Origin of the sequence: Jannaschia halovivens (assembly GCF_046452375.1) — a bacterium.
Lineage (GTDB): Bacteria > Pseudomonadota > Alphaproteobacteria > Rhodobacterales > Rhodobacteraceae > Jannaschia > Jannaschia halovivens.
In genome coordinates this window covers 509135-527188 of sequence record NZ_JBKFDJ010000002.1, presented here as the reverse complement: position 1 = coordinate 527188, position 18054 = coordinate 509135, and the positions used below count along the sequence as shown (strand labels likewise).

Here is an 18054-nt window from a genome sequence, read left to right as displayed (position 1 = left end):
CCGGGGGAACAATGCGCCCGTTGCCCATCCTGCTGACCCGCCCGCGCGCCGCGTCGACGACCCTCGCGGCGCGGCTGGCCGACACGGGCGCGACGGTCCTGGTCTCTCCACTGCTCGAGGTCTCGCCGATGGGCGCTCTGCCCGCGATCCCCGGCGGCGTGCTTCTGACCTCGCCTGCCGCGATCGATGCGTGGACGGCCATGGGCGGCGCAGGCGCCTGGCCCGCTTGGGTCGTCGGGCCCGAGACGGCGCGCCGTGCGGCGGCGGCGGGCTTCGACGTCCGGGGCGTCGGGGCGGATGCGGCGGCGCTCGCCGCGCTCGTCCCCGAGGACGCGCCGCCGCTTGTCCATCTGCGCGGCGAGGTGCAGCGCGGCGACCTCGCCGGCGACCTTCGGGCGCGGGGCCGCGCCGCGACCGATGCCGTCATCTACCGGCAGACCGCCTTGCCCTTGACCGCGCCAGCCTGCGCCCTTCTCCGGGCCGGTCCGACCCTCGTCCCGCTCTATTCGCCGCGCACCGCCACGATCTTCGGGACCGAATGCCCGGCGGGCGCGTTGGACCATGTCCGCGCGGTCTGCCTCAGCCGCGCGGTGGCCGAGGCCGCGCCGGTTCGCCCCGTCGCAATGGCCGCGCGCCCCGACGGGCAGGCGATGGAGAGCGCGATCCGCAAGGCGCTCGCCGCAAACGGCGGTTGAGGGCCCACGGGGGACGGTCTAGGTGTATCCATGGTCCTTTGGGCCGAAGCTGACGGGGAGACGACGTGGTGGCGCGCAAGACCGGCAAGACGACCCAGACCGACACGTCCCCCGAGGATACGAGCCCCGCGACGCCGGTCGAGGATGCGGTCGTCGTGTCCGAGGATGCGGGGACGGCCGGGTCGGACACGCTGGTCGCGACCGCGGTGGACATGCCCGATGACAGCGTCGCCGCGGGGACGGATCCGGAGGCGGCGGCCGATGGCGTGGCGGATACGCCGGTGGCCGAGACCGCGTCGGACGACGCGCCTTCGGACGATATGCCGACCGATGACAGCCTCGCGGGCAAGACGGCGGCAGACGACGCCGTGGAGGACACGTTGATCGCCGATATCGCGGGCGACGCGTCCGAACCCGAACCGGACCCCGCACCCGATGCGGAGCCCGCCACGGCGATCACGGCGCCGCCGCCCGCGGTGATCGAGAAGCGCGGACCGGGCTTCCTGCCGCTGGTCCTCGGCGGCTTGGTGGCCGGTGCGATCGGTTATGCGATCCCGACCTTCATCGCACCCGAGACCGCTCCTGAAATAGACATGACGCGCATCGAGGCGCTGGAGGCGGACCTCGCGGCGTTGGGCGAGGGGGGTGACGCGGCCCCGGTGGACCTCGCACCGATCGAGAGTGCGCAAGCCGACCTCTCGGCCCGTCTGGACGAGGTCGAGGCGCAGGTCGCGGCGCTGCCCGATGCGCCCGCTGCCGGTCCCGCCGACGCCGCCTCGACGGCGAATGTCGATGCGGCGCCCGTCGATCTGGCCCCGCTGCGCACCGATCTTGATGCACTGGCGGCGCGTGTGGACGCCTCGGGCGAGGCGCAGGACGTGACCGGGGCGCTGGACGGTCTCCGGGCCGATCTCGGCGGGCGCATCGACGCGGTGGAGACCGGGCTGTCGGATGCGACGGGCCGGATCGACGGCCTCGCGACACGGATCGACGAGATCGGAGCGGAAACCGCCGCCGTCGAGAACGAAGCCGAGACGCTGGCGCGCGAGGCTGCGGCCAACCAGCTTCGGATCGCGCTCGAATCCGGTGCGCCCTTCGCCGAGCCGCTGGACGTCCTCGGCGATGCGCCTGATGCGCTGGCCGCTTCCGCCGCCGAGGGGGTTGCGACGCTGGGCGATCTCGTGGCCGACTTCCCGCCGCTGGCGCGCGAGGCGCTGCGCGCGGCCCGTGCCGGATCCGCGCCCGAAGGCGTGGGCGGCATGTTCGGATCGCTCTTCAATGCCCGCTCGCTCGAGCCGCGCGAAGGCGATGATCCCGACGCCGTGCTCAGCCGGGCCGAGGCCGCCGTGCGCGCGGGGAATTTGGACACGGCGCTGGCCGAGATCGACGCGCTGCCCGAGGGCGCGCAGGACGTGTTGGCCGACTGGACCGCACGAGCGACCGCCCGCCGCGACGCCCGTGCAGCCCTCGATGACTACCTTCAGGACGGGTGAGGATTTCCTAGATGCTCTGGTCGCTTTTCAAGATCCTCCTTTTCGTCGGGCTCGTGGTGGCACTGGCCTTCGGTGCGCAGTGGTTGCTTTCGGTTTCGGGCGAGGTGCTCGTCACGTTCAACGGCGCGGAATACGTGCTGCCGCCGCTGGTCGTCGTGCTGGGCCTCCTCGTAGCGATGCTGGCGCTCTGGATCCTGTTCAAGCTGGCGGGTCTGCTCGTCGCGACGCTGCGGTTCATCAACGGCGACGACACCGCGATCGGCCGCTACTTCGACCGCAACCGCGAGCGGAAGGGCTACGAGGCGCTGTCGGATTCGCTGGTGGCGCTGGCCTCTGGCGAGGCGCGCGAGGCGACGACCAAGGCCCAGAAGGCCGAGAAATACCTTAACAAGCCCGAGATCACGACGCTGGTCGTGGCCCAGGCCGCCGAGGCCGCGGGTGAGACAGACCGCGCCCGCGAGGCCATGAAGGAACTGGTGCGCCATGACCGGACCCGCTTCGTCGGCGTGCGCGGGCTGATGCGCCAGAAGCTCGAAGAGGGCGACACCGTCACGGCGATGAAGCTGGCCGAGAAGGCTTTCGCCCTGAAGCCGCGCCATGTCGAGATGCAGGACACGCTCCTGCGCCTGCAGGCCAAGGACGGCAACTGGGACGGCGCGCGCAAGGTTCTGACGGCCAAGGTCAAGTCCGGCTCGCTCCCCAAGGACGTCTACAAGCGTCGCGAGGCGGTGCTGAGCATGGCCGATGCGCGCGACCAGCTGGCGCAGGGCAACACCGACAAGGCCCGGGCCGAGGCGCTCGAGGCGAACCGGCTGTCGCCCGAACTGGTCCCCGCCGCGGTGCTGGCCGCCCGGATGCACATCGAAAGCGGCGACAAGCGGCGTGCGGCCAAGGTGCTCAAGGCCGCGTGGCAGACGAAGCATCACCCCGACCTGGCCGCGGCCTTCGCCGATATCGAACCCGGCGAGACGCCCGATGCCCGCATCAAGCGGTTCCAACCGTTCCTGAAACTCGACCCGGCGGCACCCGAAGCGAAGATGCTGGAAGCGGAATTGCACCTTGCAGCCGAAGATTTCCCGGCGGCCCGGCGCGCGCTGGGCACGCTCTACGAGACCCATCCCTCCGCCCGCAGCCTGTCGCTCATGGCGGCGATCGAACGCGGCGAAGGCGGCTCGGAAGCGGTCGTGCGCGGCTGGCTGGCCAAGGCGCTGGGCGCTTCGCGCGGGCCGCAATGGGTCTGCGAGAATTGCGGCACCGTGCATGGTCAATGGCTGCCCGTCTGCACCAATTGCGAGACCTTCGACGCGCTGAGCTGGACCGAGCCGCGCGCGGGAACGGTGCCCACCACGGCGCTGGCCTCGGATATGTTGCCCCTGCTGATCGGCGCGCCCGACCCGGTCGCGCCAGAGGTTGAGGCCCGGCCGGTGGCCTCGGATGAACCCGAGGTTGAGGTCGTGACCGAGCGCAATGTGGATCCGGACGTGGTCGGCACGACGCGCGACGTCTCGGAGCCCGTAACCCTGCCCGCCGGCGACAGCCCGCCGGCACCCCAGGACGAGGTTCCCACCACCGCCGGGACGTCGCGGATGTGACGCGATTTCGGGGCTGGAACCGGTCCCGAACCCCTGCTAGGACGCCGCCACGGTGCCGCTGTAGCTCAGCTGGTAGAGCACGTCATTCGTAATGATGGGGTCGGGGGTTCGAGTCCCTTCAGCGGCACCAGATAACCCCCTCAGGTCAGGCGATCCGCCATCCACGCGTCGAGTTCGGCGGTCTGGGCGGCGGTCATCCGCAGGCCCAGCTTCGTCCGGCGCCAGAGTACGTCCTCGGCGGTGCGGGCGTATTCCTTCTCCATCAGCCACGTCACCTCGGCGCCGGTCAGCGTCGCGCCGAACTCGGGTCCGAGATCGGCAAGCGTCGCAGCGTTGCCCAGGATCGCGCGCGCCTCGGTGCCGTAGGCCCGTACGAGGCGGAGCGCATGGCGGCTCTCGAGGAACGGGTAGTCTTCGCGCAGGCCCGCGACGAGTGCGGGCACGCCATCGACGGGGAAGTCGCCCCCGGGCAGGGGCACGCCCGCCGTCCACGTCTCCGCGGCTTGCGGGAAGGTGCGCGCGATGCGCTCCATCGCGCTTTCGGCCAGGCGGCGATAGGTTGTGATCTTGCCGCCGAAAACGTTCAGGACCGGTGCCGTCTCGCCGCCGCCATCGACCTTGAGCACGTAATCGCGGGTCGCCGCCGTCGCGCTGGATGCGCCGTCGTCATAAAGCGGGCGGACGCCGGAATAGGTCCAGACCACATCATCGGCGGTGATGTCGCGCTTCAGATAGCGGTTGGCGAAGGCGATCAGGTAGTCCCGCTCCTCGTCGGTGCAGACGGGCTTGACCGATGGGTCGTGATGTTCGGCATCGGTGGTCCCGATCAGCGTGAAATCGGTTTCGTAGGGGATGGTGAAGATGATGCGCCCGTCTTCGCCCTGCAGGAAATACGCCTTGTCGTGATCGTAGAGCCGCTTGGTCACGATGTGACTGCCGCGCACGAGGCGGACACCTTCGTTGGTGGGGATGCGGACGCGCTGCTGGATGATGTCGCCGACCCACGGGCCGCCCGCATTGACGATCATGCGTGCGCGCTCGGTGCGGCTCTCGCCCGTGGCGAGGTCGGTCAGCTCGATCGACCAGTGATCCCCGTCGCGATGCGCGGCGTCGAAGCGGGTGCGGGTGTGGATGCGTGCGCCTCGCGCTTCGGCGTCGCGCGCGTTCAGCACCACCAGACGGCTGTCCTCGACCCAGCAGTCGGAGTATTCGAACGCCTTCAGGAAACGATCTTCGAGCGGCTCGCCTTCATGCGCGCGGGTCAGGTCGAGCGACCGGGTGCCGGGCAGGATCTTCCGGCCGCCGAGATTGTCGTACATCAGAAGGCCGAGGCGGATGAGCCAGGCGGGGCGCCGGCCGCGCATCCACGGCATCACGGTATTCAGCACCTTCGAGGTCGGCGTCTCGCTCTCGAACCGCATATCGGGGTGGTAGGGCAACACGAAGCGCATGGGCCACGAGATATGCGGCATCGCGCGCAGCAAGGTTTCGCGCTCGATCAGGGATTCCCGCACGAGCCGGACCTCGAAATATTCGAGGTAGCGCAGCCCGCCATGAAAGAGCTTCGTGGAGGCCGATGACGTGGCCGACGCCAGATCGTTCTGTTCGACGAGCGTCACGGACAGGCCGCGGCCCGCCGCATCGCGGGCGATGCCGCACCCATTGATCCCGCCGCCGATGACGAACAGGTCCGAAACGGCCTTAGTTATGTCGGAAGACGTCATGGGATCTCGCGCTGAAGAATGATCTGCCGTCGCACCTACCGATCCCCCGGCGAAGCGAAAAGGGGCATGCGCGACAATGTTCGCTGATGGCGAAGCGCGCATGGCCGCTGCGTTCGTATTTCGGCGTGGCGGATGGCCGCATGTGTCATAGTTCAATGCGGTCCGTCACGGCGCGACGTAGACGCTGGTTCGAGACATCACGCTTTGCAAGATGTTGAGAACCTTTGGCGAATACAGGCGAACTGACCCAAGCATGGCCCAGATCTTCCGACATCCCGAGATCATCGACATCGCCCGCCGTGAAGGGCGCGTCACCGTCGACGGGCTCGCCGCTCATTTCGGGGTGACGCTCCAGACGATAAGGCGCGACCTGACCGACCTGGCCGAGGCCGGACGACTGGAGCGGGTGCATGGTGGTGCGATCCTGCCGTCGGGCACCGCGAACGTGATCTACGAACAGCGCCGCAGCCAGCACCGGGATGCCAAGACCGCGATCGGGCGGGCCTGTGCGGCGGTTCTGCCCGGCGGGGCCTCGGTCTTCCTCGGGATCGGCACGACGACCGAGGCCGTGGCCAGCGCCATCGTCGGTCATGAAAACATGATCGCGGTCACCAACAACATCAACGTCGCGCAGATCCTGATCGAGAACCCCGAATGCGAGGTCGTGCTCTGCGGCGGTACGGTCCGGCCCGCCGATGGCGGCATGGTCGGCCCCCTGACCGAAAGCACGATTGGTCAGTTCAAATTCGACTTTGCGGTGATCGGCTGTTCGGCGGTCGAGGCGGATGGCGACATCCTCGACTTCGACCAGCGCGAGGTCAGCGTGACCCGCGCGGCGATGGCACGCGCGCGGCAGACAATCCTCGTGGCCGATCACGGCAAGTTCCAGCGGAAGGCCCCGATCCGGGTGGGCAGCCTGGGCGATATCGACCTTCTGGTGACCGACCGCCGGCCGGGCGATGCGCTCGCGGCATCCTGCGCCGACTGGGGCACGCGGGTCGTCGTCACCCCAGTCGCCACCAGCGTCGCGACGGCCTGAGATCGGTCAGCCGCCGTTTGCGGTGACGGCGACGCTCTCGTCGAAATGGCCGACATCGGGTGCCGCGCTCTTGAGCCGGAGGTAGCCGAGGACGCGGTTGTTGCGCTTCGGATCGATGATCAGGATCTCGCCCTCGTAGACGCTGAACTCCGTGAGCTCCTGGATGTTCGTGAAATGCGAGATGACGAGGAGCGGGCCGTTGCCGCCGCTGCCGTTCCAGTCCGAGATGAGCTGGCGCATGTTCGTGACATTTGGCGCGCCCTGAAGCGAGAGCAGGAGGTTCAGGTCCGGCACGGTCTCGATCTCGAGCCCGGAGATCGACGAGCTGTTGGCCATGATCATGCCTTGGCGCAGCGCTTCGAGGGTTTCCTGGTTGCGGCACCATTCGCTGACGGCGATGCGACCGGGCACGATCTCGTTGGCGACGAGCAGCGCCCCGAGCTCCAGCATCTGGTGCTTGCCCGCATCGGTCATCACGCGCTGGTTGGCGCAATCGGTCGGGGCCACATCGGAGACGTCGCGCATCGACCAATCCGTCGGGCCGTGCCGCATCAGCAGGACCACGTCGTCGCGGAACAGATCGCCCAGCATCTGCCACGGCTCGAACCGCAGCACCTCCTTGAACTCGGGGCCACCGGTTGCGGTGGGCATCGTCATCGACATCTCGCCCATCTGCGTGCTGATCTGCGAGATGATGCCGGCGACGTCGACGTCGGTCTGGCTTTCGACCTCCTGCGCTGCGGCGGGGAGGGTGGTGAGGAGTGTGGCGGCGGTGAGGAGGGTTCGGATCATGACGCGTCCTTCATAGGTCCGTCATGTTGTAGGAGCGTTAGCCGGAAAGTCCCTACACAATATGATCACAATGCCTGTGCGATTTCTTCGGCCAGCCGCAACCATGCCGCCTCATGCGCGGCGATGATGGTCGGATAGCTCTGATCGACGACAGGGACAGTGATCGAGAACGGGTCGATCCGGCCGCGTCCGGTCTCGGGCCCGAGGGCGAAGGTCCCGGTGAAGAGCAGCGTGCCATTCGCCTGCACGATCATGTCCTCGACGAAGACCGAGATCTCGGTGTCCGGGAATCCCGAGAGCGGCCAAGGTTCTACCGCGACCTGCGCGTCGGTGATGACGTTGAGATGCCGCATCAGGCTGGCCGAGAGTGCGCGGTCAGGCAAATCCGCCCAGAGCCGGTCGGTGTCGGTCACGAGGCTGCCATCCGCCTGCTGGATCGGGATTTCCTGGTTGATGGCGTATTCGGGTATCGACGGCTCGTTGATCATCGCGGTGTTGGCGCGAACGTTCACGCGCAGGTCGGTCGTGACCGGCGGCGGCGTGAAATACTGGGTCTGGCCACAGGCGGCGATCAGGAGGCAGAGGGCGAGAGGCAGGCGCATATGGTTCACCGTCCGAGCAGGAGCGAGTTGGGATTGCGTTCGATCGTCCGCGAGAGCGAGCTGACATCTTCGGCGGCGCGGGTCGCGGCACGGAGAGCTGCGAAGAGTTCGGTGCTGATCCGGCTGTCCTGCCCGTAGGTCGCAAGCACGCCGCCGGCCTGCGTCGTCAGGGTCTGGAGGCGGTTCACCAGCGCGGGCAGGTCCTGCGATGCGGTCCTGATCCCGTCGGCGGCCGAGGCGGCGGAGCGCAGCGTCGCGTTGAGGTTGTCGATTGTGCCACCGGTGCGGATCGTCTCGATGGTCAGGCGCAGCTCCTCGAGCGTGTCCACGAGCACGACCGGTACGTCATCGGCCTCGTCCGAGGACAGGAAGGCGTCGGCGGTCTGCATCAAGTCCGTGGTGGAGTTCACCAGCTCATCCAGTGCCAGCGCGTTGGCCTTCGCCGCAAGTTCGTTGAGGCGGGTGCCGAGCGTCTCGGCCTCGGCCATCACGCGTTCGGCACTGGCCGAAAGGGCGGGCAGGTTCTCGGTGCCTCGCGCGACCGCGTCGGCGGCCGATGCCGCGGCATCGAGGGCCTGCACCAGCCGTTCGCCTGCCTGCTGCGCGGCGAGTTGGTCGGTGATCGCGCGAATGTCTGCGCTGGTCTGGGCGAGGTCGGTGAGGATCGTCTGCACCTCCTCGGAGGCGATCAGGTCGCGACCCTCCTGCAGCGTCTCGCGTGCCAGCCCAGGCAGGGCCTGCGTATCGGCGGAGGCCACGATGGCATCGACATTGCGCAGCACCGATTGCGCGCTGGCGGCCAGCGCCTCGAGGTCCTGCGTGCCCTGCGCGATGTTCTCGGCGGCGGTGGTCGTGGCGGCCAGCGTCTCGGAGATGCGTGCCGCGACCTCTTGGGCGGCGATGGTGGCCACGATTTCGCGCAGGTCGCCCGAGATGGTTTCGATATCGGCCAGCACGCCCGCGACCTGCGGCGAGGAGATGATGTTCCGCCCGTCCCGCACGAGGCCCGAGCCGTCATCCAGCAGCGCGCGGATGTCGGCGGGCAGCGCCTGCGTGTCGTCGGACCCGGCGATTCGGTTGAGGTTGTCCAGAAGCCCCGTCGCCGAGGCGAGAAGCTCCTCGATCGGCAACTCGTTGATCCGGGTCATGACGCCCTCGGCGGTGGCCGTCAGACTGCTGGTCTCCGTGTCGACCGTCGGGATCAGCGGATTGTCGGTGATGCCGATCTCCAGCGTGCCGGGATCGCCCTCGTTCACGAGGTCGACCACCAGTTCGCCGCCGAGGATCGAGGTCGCGACCAGCTTCGCCTTGAGCCCGCCTTCCACGAGATCGCCGATGAAATCGACGGCTTCGACGTCGTTGCCGGTGTCGCGGTCGAAGCCCATGCGCGAGGGTTGAAGGTCCATCACCGCCAGAAGCTGGACCCGTGCGGTCGGGTCGTCGGGGCGGATGAAGCCTGTGATCGCGCTGACGACCCCGATGCGCACGCCCTGGAGCCGGACGGCGGCGCCTTCGACGAGGCCCGAGGCCGCGGCCGGGAACAGCGCGGCGATCGCGACGGCGCGGCCCTCGGTGCTTTCGAAGGTCGAAGCGCGGGCGGAGTCCTCATCGGCGAAGATCGAGTAGATATGCCCCCGCCCGATGGGCCGCCCGCCCGAGATCAACGTGTCGAAATTGACGCCGCCCTCGATGATGGAGGCCAGCGAGCCGATGCGCAGCTCGACCCCGCCGGCGCCCAGCGTAGCGGTGACGCCGGATGCGTCCCAGAACCGCGTCGCGGTCGAAAGCTGCCGGTCGTAGGGCGAGAGGACGAAGGCATCGACGCGCACCTCGGAGCCGTCGGGCGAGAGGCGCGGGGCCGCGACTTCGCCCACCTCGATGCCGCGATAGAGGATCGGCGCGCCGGGCCCCAGCCGCGCGCTGTCCTTGGCACGCAGGACGATGGCCGTGCCGTCGACACCGGGCGGGACGATCGGCGCGCGTTCATCACCGACGAAGCCCAGCCGGGGCTCGCCGATCTCGGCGTCCCACGTGCCCTCGACATAGGTGCCCGACAGGATCGTGTTCAGCCCCTCGACGCCACGCGCCGTCACCTCGGGCTGGACGATCCAGAAGCTCGCATCCTCGTCGAGGAAGGGCGCGATGGACTTGTTGACGCGGATATAGACGTTCACCTGCGTCAGGTCGGGCGAGAAGCCCACATCCTCGACCACGCCGACCGTCACCTCGCGGTAGCGCAGGGTCGTCTGCCCGATCTCGACGCCGGAGGCATCGGGGAAGGCGATGGCGATCAGGACGCCGCGGTTCGACCAGCTCTGATACGCGATCCCGAGCGCGATCAGAACGGCGATGATCGGCACGATCCAGACGGCCGAGAGGACCCGTCGCGGGGTGCGCGTCGGCTCGGCGATGGGGGTGGCGGGGCGGTTCGGGTCGTCACTCATCGGATATCGCTTCGATCTGGTCCCAGAGGGCGCGGCTGTCGAAGCTGAGCGCCGAGAGCATGGTGAACACGACCGACAGCGCAAAGCAGACGGCGGCGATTCCCGGATTGATAGTCGCCAGAAGGTCGAATTGCACGAGCGCCACGAGGATTGCGACGACAAAGACGTCGATCATCGACCAGCGGCCGATCCATTCGACCACCTCGAAGAGATGCAGGAGTTGACCCGGCGAATGGCCATGCGGCCGCCGCACGATCCATGCCAGATAGCCGATGGCCACGAACTTGCCGACGGGGATGATGACGCTGGCGAAGAACACGATGGACGCGACGCCCCAGGCCCCATGCTGGAAGAGCTCGATGACGCCGCCGACGATGGTCGATTCCTGTGCGCGCCCGACGGTCGAGGTGATGAGCATCGGGTAGACGTTGGCGGGGATGTAGAACAGCACGCCGACCAGCGCCCAGGCCCAGACCCGTTGCAGACTGGTCCGGTCGCGACTGGACAGCCCGCCGCCGCAGCGCGGGCAGATCTCGGTGCCGAGCGGCGAGACCTGCGTGCAATGACGGCATCCGACGAGGCCCGCGTCGCGGGCCGTCCATGCCGTCATGCGTTCCGCGCGTCGTCGAGAGCCGACCATATCGAATGCTTGCTCATCTGGGTGTCCTGCACGGCCGTTATGACCACGATCGCCGCAAAGGACCAGAAGGCCGGCCCCATCGAAAGCGTGGCGAGGTCGGCCAGTTTCACCAGTGCGACGGCCACGCCGACCATGAAGATTTCGGCCATCGCCCAGGGGCGCAGGATCTCGGCCCAGCGCAGCGCGAAGGCCGCGCCCGTCCAGGGCTTGCGCTCGGCGGTCAGCGGCCCCAGCGCCCAGATCAGAAGGCCCAGCCGCGTCACCGGCAGCACGATCACGAAGATCGCGACGGCGATGGACAGGGGCACCATGATGCCCTCGCTGAAGCTCATCACCGTGTCGAAGACCGAGGCGCGACTGGTGAACATGCCGTTCCGAAGGCTCAGGAACGGGTAGAAGACCACGATCGACATCAGGACCAGCGACGTCGCCGCGAGCACGACGATGCGCAGGATCGCCTCGGGGCGGCCGACCGCGATCACCGTGCGGCAGCGGACGCAGCGGATACGGGTGCGATCGGCCACATCGCCAACCTCATGCAGCGCGTCGCAGACGGGACAGCACACGAGGTGGTCACCGGGCATCTCCGCCACCTCAGTAATCCTTCTCGAAGAACACGCCGAGCGACGTATCCCCTGTGGCCCCCGCCGCCCCGCGCACCGTCAGGTTCGGCGTCAGGTCGAGGTTGAGTGAGATCGACGCCTCGCCGTTCTGGTCGATCTGGACGTCGGTATAGACGTTGTCGCTGAGATATTTGCCCGCGCGCAGCGCCACGTTGCCCTCGTCGTCGGCGGTGATGTCGAGATCGTCCAGCCCCGCGTCGCCACGCAGCCGGTCGAGCAACCCGCCCTGGCTCCGGCCCGCGAGGACGGCGACGGAATTGGCCAGTTGCAGGGCCTGGAGCGGCGAGAGCTGGCTTAGGTCGCGGCCGAAGAAGATCTGGGCGAGGATCTCCTCCTGCGGGACGTCGGGCGTGCTTTCGAACCGGACCGAGATGTTGTCGGCGGGGCCCTCGACGATGATCGACGCGGTGATCGTGTCGGTCTCGGTCACGGCGACCAGCCGGATATTGGGCACGAGGTCGCCTTGGAACGTGATCGCGCCCTCGTCGAGCTCGAAGCGCTGTTGCAAGACGTCGAGCCTGCCCCGCACCAGTTCGAAGCCGCCGGTCGTGATCGGGGCGTTCGCGGTGCCGCGAAGCTGGAGCTGGCCGCCGAGTTCGGCATCGAGGCCGCGTCCGCGCACGAAGATGCGTCCGGGCGCCGAGATCACGAGGTCGAGCCGGACCGGCGGACCCGATGGCCGTTCGGCCGAGGCCAGCGCCTCGCGGACGCTGGCGGCATCCTGACCGGCACGCGCCAGCGTGCGCTGGACGGGGCGCGGCGTCGCGAGATGCCGGATCGGGGGCAGGTCGCCAACGGCCGTGAGGCCCGTAGAGGGCACGGCGATCTCGGCCCCGTCGACCTCGATCCGACCTGCGATCAGCGGTCCTGCGGTCAGCGGGCCGGTGACGGTAATCTGGCCCGAGAGATCGGCGGTATAGAGGTTCGGGTCGGTCAGCGTGACATCGAGACCGACGGTCAGGTTCGCGTTGAAGGGCGGGGTCAGATCGACCGGTCCCGAGACCTCGATCCGCCCGCCGGACGCTGGCGCGGCGGTCAGCTCGACCTGCGCGCGCGCGCCCGTCAGCGTGACTGTGGCGTCGATATTCTCGATCGTGTTGCGCAGCGTCGGCAGCGACAGCGCCGCGTCCGAGGTCTGGATCGTGCCGCGCACACTATCGAGCGCGGGCGGGCCGTTCACGTTCAGGTCGAACCGGGCCTGCCCCGCCAGGCGTCGTGGCGCGATGGCCGCGTTGGCGAGGCCCAGCGGTGCGGAGCCCTGCACCGAGAGGTCGAGCGTGCCGCCAGACGCCACGGTGCCGTCGATCGCCGCCTGCGTGCCCGCCGGGCCGGTGGCGTCGACATCGAGCCGCCAGCCATCGCCCTGCTGGTTTGCGGTGCCGTCGATCCGCAGCGGACCGGCCAAATCGGGGACGAGCGGCGAGATGTCCGGGACCGAGAGATCGAACCGGGCGCTGGCTGCGCCGCCGGTCAGCGTGCCATCGGCCGAGAGCCGGGCCCCCAGCGGCCCCGACGCGTCCAGGTCGACGGCCCACTCGCCGCCCTGCTGGAAAAGCCGCCCGCTGGCGTCGAGCGGACCGCTGAGACCCGGCAGAAAGGGCGAGACATTGGCGGCCCGCGCGGTAAAGGACAGGTCGGCGGACGGGCCCGTCGCCAAGCCCTCGACCGTCGCGGCAAGGCCCTGCGCGCCGTTCACCGCCGCATCGACGCGCCATCCGGCCTCGGTCTGCTCGGCGCGAAGGTCGTAGTCGAGCGGCCCGCGCAGCTGCGGCGAGACGCGGGCCGCGTCGGGGATCTGGCCGGTGGCGGTGACGACCGGCGCCCCGGCGAGGTCCACACCGATATCCAGCGTCGCGTCATAGGGACCGGTCCCCTCGAATTCGATCGCAAAGCCGTCCGGGCGCTGGACGGCCTGCCCGCTGACCGAAAGGCTGCCGGGGATGGCGGGGGCGACGCGACCGAGATCGGGAATATCCGCGGTGAAGTCGACCGCCAGGGGTTGGGCGGTCAGCGCGCTTCGGGCCGTGACCGTGGCGCCGTAGGGCCCGGTGGCCGTGGCGTCGACGACCCAATCCTCGTCTGCCCGGAACACCGCGCCGTCGAGGTCGAGGCGCCCTTCGACTGCAGGCACCAGGTCCGAGGTCTCCGGCACGGTCCCGACGAACTCGATCCGGGGCGCGTCGCCGGTGACGGGGCCGCGGGCGCGGAGCGTGATGCCTGCCGGCGCGTCGAGCCGGGTGTCGAGCCGCCAGGCGTCGCCCGTCCGGCCGATCGTGCCCGAAAGATCGACCGCGCCGCGCAGCGCCTCGATCGACGCCAGCGCCGGGACGGGATCGGTGAGGTCGGGCAGGGTCGCCTCGAATGTGATCTCGGGGGTCGGGCCGGTGACCGGCCCTTCGACAGTCGCGCGCAGGCCCCAGGGGCCGCTGGCCTCGGCGTCGAGCGACCAGAGCCCATTCGCCGCCGAGGCCGTCCCCGCGAGCGACACCGCGCCCGGCACGCCATCGGCGAAGGCCGAAAGGTCCGGCACGTTTGCGGTGAAATCGACGGCGGGCGTGTCGCCGGTCAGCACGCCATTGGCCGAGACGGCGACCCCGTTCGGTGCCGCGGCGTCGAAATTGCCGCGCCACGCGCCCTCGTCGTCGCGCGTCACGTCCACGGCAAATTGGATGGGACCGTCGAGGCGCGGGTCGAGAATCGTTCCGTCGTCGAGCCGGGCCGAGAAGGTCGCCGTGCTGCGCTGACCCTGCAGCGTTTCCGGCGCGTCGGTGTCGAGCAGACGGGCGGCGCCCTGCGCCGTGAGGCGGTCGTTCCCCACCCGGAAGGCGTCGAGGAACGTGCCGTCGACCGTCCGCCGCGCTGCGGCCGTCAGCGTCGTCCCGCCCGCCAGCACCGCGTCTGCCTGTGCGATCCCGAGGCCCAGATCCTGCGTTTCGGCGTCGAGGTTCAGATCGAAGGTCCCCGCCAGCGGGGCATAGACGCCCCGGATCGTCGCGCGGGCCGTGCCGGCGAGGTCCTGACCCGCGAGGGCCGCGAGGCTCTGCAACCGGTCGTGCCGGAGGGTGACGTCCATCGTGATGGGCAGCCCGTCGGCCGCGGTCGCGATTTCGACCGTACCGCCTAGCGCGTAGGCGCCGCCCGCCAGTTCGAGCCCCGAGATGCGGACGGGTGAGCCCGCCGACCACGCGACGTCGCCGTCGAGGGCGACGCGCGGGCCAACCGCCTGTCCCAGCGCCGGGTCCGCGAAGACGAGTCCGTCGAGCGCGGCCGTGACCGCCGCCGTCGCCCGCTCGACCGCGCCATTCGCGCGGCTGAGGATACCGTCGGCGGTGATCCGGGCGGTCGCGACGGTCACGTCCGGCCCCTCGTAGCGCGTCGCGTCGAGGTCCAGGCGCCAGTTGTCCGAGACCGTCGCGTCATGGGTGATCGCCAGACGCGCTTCGGCCAGCGACGGGTCGCCGCCGATGGGCAAGACGACCGGCCCGCCATCGGTGGCGGCAATCCGCGCCTCGATATCGAGCAGCGTCGGCCAGCCGTCGGGGCCAAGCTGCGCGTTGCCGGACAGGTCGAAGGCCTGCGTCGCGATCCGCATGGTGTCCAGATCGGTGCCGCCCGCGTTGCGCTGAAGACCGGCGGCGGCGATGCGGACGTCGTCGCCGAAGAAGGGCCGATAGCGCGGCGCGAAGAGGGCGGTGACATCGCCGCCGAGATCGACCTCGAAGCGGCGGCCGTCGGGCGTGCCGGTCAGGGTGACGTCTCCGCCGATCCGCTCGACCCCGTCCGAGGCGACGGCGATATCGGCGGTGAAGGCGTCGAGCGGACCGCTGCCCGCGACGGTCAGCTCGATCGCGGGACGTCCGGGGAGTTGCAGGAGCGTCGCGGCGATCCCGCCCTCGCCCTCCGTCAGGTCGATATCAACCGTCAGGTCCTGGCTTTCGCTGGCATAGGCGAGCGCTATGGAGAACTGACCCGTCGCGCCGTCGAGCCGCTGCGCCTCGATGCGGGCGTCGAGCGAGCCGTCCACGAGGCTGGCCGAGGCGTCGAGCGTGAGCGCCACCTCTTCGCCGAGGAACGGCGCGCCGAGTTCGATCCGCTCGGCGGTAAGCGTGTCGATCTCGACTGCGACGGGCAGGTCCGGCAGCGAGAATCCGGACGCACCCGCATCCGGCAGCGCCTCGACGCCTTCGGCCGGCAGCGGCGCGCGATCGACGCGGATGAGCCCCGCGGTCAGCTGCGTCACCTCGAGCCGTCCGCGCAGGAGAGCGGAGCGGTTCCAGTCGAGCACCACATCCTCGAGGACGAGCCACGTCCCCTCGTCATCCGAGATCGATAGGCGGTCCATCGTCGCCTCGGACGAAAGGGCGCCGTCGAAGCCGTCGATCCGCACGGCGAGCCCCGGCGCGGACAGGTTGTCCTCGATCAGGGCGGTCAGAAAGCCGCGGTCGCGCTCGGTCTCGTCTTGCGCGAGGACGGGCGTGGCGGCGCAGGCCAAGGCGAGGGCGAGGCGGCGCATCAGAACGCCTGACCGATGCCGATATAGATGGCGACGCCGGACGGATCGCCCGGTCCGGATACGGGCAATCCGAGGTCTACGCGGATCGGACCGATCCCGGTGTTGTAGCGGATACCGAGACCCGCGCCGACATGGGTGTCACCGTCCGACCAGTCGCTGTTGGGGCTGATGAGGCCCATATCAACGAAGCCGACGACGCCGATCTTCTCGGTCACGCCTTGCCGCAGCTCGCCCGAAAAGCCGAGGAACGACTTGCCGCCGACGAGCCGTCCGCTGGGGAGGGTGACTCCAAGCGACTGGAACTCCTGTCCCCGCACCGTGCCGCCGCCGCCCGAGAAGAAAAGATCGGCTGCGGGCGTATCGGCGAGGTCGGGCCCGACCACGGAGCCCAATTGCAGCCGGGCCGCGACAACGGTGCGATCCTCGGACCCGAAACCCTGATAGCCGCGCAGGTCGGCGAGAAAGCGAATGCCCGCGCCCGCCGTCCGGAAACCGTAGAACGGCTCGGCCGAGGCTTCGATGTAGAAGCCGTCGGTCGGGTTCAGATCGTCGTTGCGGCGATTGTACTCCGCCTCCAGCGGGAGCGAGAGGATTGAGAAGTCGCGACGACCGAACGCGTCTTCGACCTTCGATTGCTCGTAGGCGATGCCGTAGGAATAGTTGAACTCCTCGTCCACGATCCGCCGCGCGCCGACCTCGAAGCCGACGCGGTCGGACTGAAAGTTCGGCTGGTCGAGGCTTTCGATGAAGGCCGAGGCGTAGAGGTCGGTTTCGGGGTTGAAGGTCGCCGGCCGGTTATAGGCGAAGCTCAGGCGGAAATCCTCGCCGCCGGTATCGCCGCCGATCCCCTCGATCTCGCCCTCGACGCGGAAGCTGTCGGCCGCCCCGCTGAGGTTCCGGTGCAGCCAGAAGGTCGACAGGCTGAGCCCGTCCTCGCTGCTGAGTTCGGCACCTGCTCCGAAGCGGCGGGGCAGACGCTCGACCACCTGCACCGTCATTGGCAGGGTATTGGCCGGTCCGATCTCGTCGGCTTCGGTGATCGAGACAGAGCGGAACGCGCCGGTGCGGACCAGTCGCCGCGCGGCCTCGTCCACCTGCTCGGGATCAAAGACGCGACCCTGCCGGAGGTCCGCGATCCGCGTGATGCGGTTCTCTCTGACCCGCTCGGCCCCCTCGACGAAAAGCGGGCCGTATTGCAGCTTCGGGCCGGGGGCCAGCGCCAGCGCGGCGTCCAGCCGGTTGGCCGCATGATCAGCGACGATGTCCTGTCCGGCCAGTTCCGCCTTGGCGTGGCCCAGCGCGCGCCAGCGATCGATGCCCGCTGCGGTCGTTCGCCGCAGGACGTCGGTGCCCGCCGGGCGTCCGGGCGCGAAATCCTCGGGCAGTTCAGTGCCGGGGGCCACGGGCGCGATCCGCGTTTCGCGGAACAGGAAGCGCGGGCCCGACTGGACCGAGATCGTCACCGTTCCGATCGGATCCTGACGCGAGATGACGGGTAGGGCGGCCGCCTCGACCCCGTCGATCTGGATCGAGATGACGGGGCCGAAATATCCCGCCTCGAAGAGCACGGCCACCAGGCGGCGATAGTCGGCCTGCGCTGCGGCCACGACGTCGCGGCGGACGGGCGCGCCCTCGGCCTCGCGGATTGCGCCAACCGTCAGCGAGGCGGCGGTCAGGCTTTCGGACAGGTCCTCGTCCGCCGGCAAGGCCAGCTGCAGCTGGGCGGCCGATGCGGGCAGCGTCGAGAGCGCGACGGCAAGGAGCAGGGCGGCGGCGCGGATACGGATGGGGATCACGGGCAGGACGTCCCTCGAGAAATCGGCACGAGCGGCAGCACCCGTCTGCCGTTTCTAGCATTGCCGGGATGCAAGTGTAAGCACCGTGTGGTCACGATCCG

General features: G+C 69.4%; 12 protein-coding genes and 1 tRNA gene. 5 read left to right on the top strand and 8 right to left on the bottom strand.

All coding sequences use genetic code 11. From position 1 onward, the window contains the following. Positions 1 to 11: 11 nt before the first annotated feature. The 4 genes from ACK8OR_RS16055 (at position 12) to ACK8OR_RS16040 (ending at position 3910) form a co-directional block, all read left to right on the top strand. A complete protein-coding gene (locus ACK8OR_RS16055) occupies positions 12 to 695 on the top strand; it encodes a uroporphyrinogen-III synthase (RefSeq protein WP_410190402.1) in 684 nt (227 codons plus the stop codon). A gap of 68 nt (positions 696 to 763) precedes the next feature. Then, positions 764 to 2188: a COG4223 family protein gene (locus ACK8OR_RS16050; RefSeq protein ID WP_410190401.1), complete on the top strand. Its 1425-nt coding sequence runs from the start codon at positions 764 to 766 to the stop codon at positions 2186 to 2188. Between the two features lie 11 nt (positions 2189 to 2199). Next, positions 2200 to 3780 (top strand): heme biosynthesis protein HemY, encoded by a 1581-nt coding sequence (locus tag ACK8OR_RS16045; RefSeq protein ID WP_410190400.1) that lies wholly within the window; start codon positions 2200 to 2202, stop codon positions 3778 to 3780. A gap of 54 nt (positions 3781 to 3834) precedes the next feature. Next, positions 3835 to 3910 (top strand) — tRNA-Thr (locus ACK8OR_RS16040). A gap of 10 nt (positions 3911 to 3920) precedes the next feature. Here ACK8OR_RS16040 and glpD read toward each other — a convergent pair. Next, entirely contained in the window at positions 3921 to 5504 is a 1584-nt protein-coding gene (gene glpD / locus ACK8OR_RS16035) for a glycerol-3-phosphate dehydrogenase (RefSeq protein WP_410190399.1), read from the bottom strand. A gap of 253 nt (positions 5505 to 5757) precedes the next feature. Here glpD and ACK8OR_RS16030 point away from each other — a divergent pair, with 253 nt between their 5' ends. Continuing rightward, complete coding sequence (locus ACK8OR_RS16030) at positions 5758 to 6543, top strand: DeoR/GlpR family DNA-binding transcription regulator (protein ID WP_410190398.1); 786 nt, start codon at positions 5758 to 5760, stop codon at positions 6541 to 6543. A gap of 6 nt (positions 6544 to 6549) precedes the next feature. Here ACK8OR_RS16030 and ACK8OR_RS16025 read toward each other — a convergent pair whose 3' ends face one another. The 7 genes from ACK8OR_RS16025 to ACK8OR_RS15995 all read right to left on the bottom strand — a co-directional run bounded on the left by ACK8OR_RS16025 (position 6550) and on the right by ACK8OR_RS15995 (position 17953). Continuing rightward, positions 6550 to 7335 carry a histidine phosphatase family protein gene (locus ACK8OR_RS16025; RefSeq protein ID WP_410190397.1) on the bottom strand — a complete coding sequence of 262 codons (786 nt, stop codon included), beginning with the start codon at positions 7333 to 7335 and terminating at the stop codon, positions 6550 to 6552. A 65-nt stretch (positions 7336 to 7400) separates the two neighbouring features. Beyond that, a complete protein-coding gene (locus ACK8OR_RS16020) occupies positions 7401 to 7937 on the bottom strand; it encodes a PqiC family protein (protein WP_410190396.1) in 537 nt (178 codons plus the stop codon). Positions 7938 to 7942: 5 nt separating this feature from the next. Beyond that, on the bottom strand, positions 7943 to 10381 hold the full coding sequence (locus tag ACK8OR_RS16015; protein ID WP_410190395.1) for a PqiB family protein: 2439 nt from the start codon (positions 10379 to 10381) through the stop codon (positions 7943 to 7945). Further along, the gene (locus ACK8OR_RS16010) at positions 10374 to 10991 is read right to left on the bottom strand and encodes a paraquat-inducible protein A (RefSeq protein WP_410190394.1); all 618 of its coding nucleotides are present in this window, start codon (positions 10989 to 10991) and stop codon (positions 10374 to 10376) included. Before ACK8OR_RS16010 ends, ACK8OR_RS16015 begins: the two co-directional genes overlap by 8 nt. Further along, entirely contained in the window at positions 10988 to 11605 is a 618-nt protein-coding gene (locus ACK8OR_RS16005; RefSeq protein ID WP_410190393.1) for a paraquat-inducible protein A, read from the bottom strand. The genes ACK8OR_RS16010 and ACK8OR_RS16005 overlap by 4 nt, the downstream gene beginning before the upstream one ends. A 10-nt stretch (positions 11606 to 11615) precedes the next feature. Then, positions 11616 to 16157 (bottom strand): translocation/assembly module TamB domain-containing protein, encoded by a 4542-nt coding sequence (locus ACK8OR_RS16000; RefSeq protein WP_410190392.1) that lies wholly within the window; start codon positions 16155 to 16157, stop codon positions 11616 to 11618. Next, positions 16157 to 17953 carry an autotransporter assembly complex protein TamA gene (locus ACK8OR_RS15995; RefSeq protein WP_410190391.1) on the bottom strand — a complete coding sequence of 599 codons (1797 nt, stop codon included), beginning with the start codon at positions 17951 to 17953 and terminating at the stop codon, positions 16157 to 16159. The genes ACK8OR_RS16000 and ACK8OR_RS15995 overlap by 1 nt, the downstream gene beginning before the upstream one ends. Between the last annotated feature and the right edge of the window lie 101 nt (positions 17954 to 18054).